This is a genomic window from Pricia sp. (assembly GCF_041745955.1).
Classification (GTDB): Bacteria; Bacteroidota; Bacteroidia; order Flavobacteriales; family Flavobacteriaceae; genus Pricia.
Genome location: NZ_JBGTHY010000020.1, coordinates 1 through 1,528, shown reverse-complemented (window position 1 = coordinate 1,528; position 1,528 = coordinate 1). Strand labels below are relative to the sequence as shown.

The 1,528-nt window shown below is 46.3% G+C and carries 2 protein-coding genes; both read right to left on the bottom strand.

All coding sequences use genetic code 11. The annotated features are described in order from the left end of the window. The coding region (locus ACEW8S_RS00685; protein WP_373516271.1) for a condensation domain-containing protein at positions 1-673 on the bottom strand (673 nt) is incomplete at its 3' end. A 74-nt stretch (positions 674-747) separates the two neighbouring features. Further along, positions 748-1,528, bottom strand: a 781-nt coding sequence (locus tag ACEW8S_RS00680; protein WP_373516270.1) for a HupE/UreJ family protein, incomplete at its 5' end; no start/stop codon positions are given.

Genomic DNA, 1,528 nt, shown 5'->3' with positions numbered 1-1,528 from the left:
GCTTCCCCTTCCAATATTCCAGTTGCTCCTGTTTTATTTTTCGGTCCCGTTGCCAATACGCAAAATCGGGATATTGTATCGCGGGCGCTGTTGTTTCGGGAAGGCTTCCTTTGGATAGTTCCCGATAGTATTTGGCCCATTCCGACTTCAACAGATTCATGGACCATTTGTCGATAGCGATATGATGTAAGGTCAACATGACGAGGTGCTCGTCGGCTTCCATCCGTAGTACGGAAACCAGTGCAACGGGCGGTTTGGAAAGGTCAAAACTGTGTTCGGCGTCGGTGTCGATAATTTTTTGCACCGCCGCACTTTTATCCCCCTTTTGATCCCTTAAATCATGTTGAACAACGGAAATCCCGCTTTCGGGGCGTATCCGCATATACGGATGTCCATCCTCCATATAATAAACCGTACGGAGAATCTCGTGATTTTCAAATACCAAATGGAGCGCTTGAAGCAGCAGGTCTACCTGCAAATCACCGACAAACCTATACTTTTCAGAATAATTGTAAAAGGAATTACCGGGATACAATTGTTGTAAGAACCACAGCCTTTGCTGGCTATGCGAAAGCGGTATAGGGACACCTTCGGGTGCCTTGCCTATGGTATTCGATACCCCTTCGGCCTTCTTTCTATCTTTCCATTGCCCCAGCAACGAAACTTTTTCCATACGTCATGTTTTGTTGGGTCGATACGAATTGGCCCGCGCACCTCGCTCTTTTCTTAGCAAATACTCGCTTACTTTTAGCGCAATCCAAGATATACCGCAATCTTATAGCCCTCTTTACGGATGTAATCATCTACCGGCAAATTGATCTCGAAGGCGCGTTCGAACAACCAATATAAAGATACGATAATCAATAGTATAGACAGCCATAGCATGAACTTGGGATAGAATTTAAGTTTCCGCATAAAAAAGAGTACGGGAAATATCAGCAATATAATGACTACCTGACCCAATTCGACCCCAAGGTTGAATCCGAACAACGAAAGGCTCAGGTATTCGCCCTTAAAGCCCAATTCGCCGAGTACCGAGGCAAAACCAAAACCGTGAAAGAGACCGAAAACAAAGGCGATAATCCAATCTTTACCCTTGAAAATCGGACGGATGTTATGATAAGCCGCCAAACCGATGGATAACGCGATAATCGATTCGACCCAACGCGAGGGCAGATTAACGATGTCCAATGCGCCCAAGCTCAGGGTTATCGTATGGGCTATGGTAAAAAAAGTGACAATTTTAAGGATGTATATGAAGGCTGGTTTGAATCGGGCCACGGGTTGCCAATACCACTTGCTGCCAACTAATTTTTGATCTGCATCGACGCTTTCTTCGGAAACTTGCCGAACGCGGCGGACTACAGAGGGCAATATCAACGCCAGCAGAAAGAGTATGTGGTCGATGCCGATCCAAATATGCCAAACCCCTTGGCGTACCATGGCCACAAAGCCTTTCCACAGTCCGGTTTCTACCAGGTTTAAGGTCTGGGTGGTACCGCCCCTACTGAAATCAAGCGCAAAGATG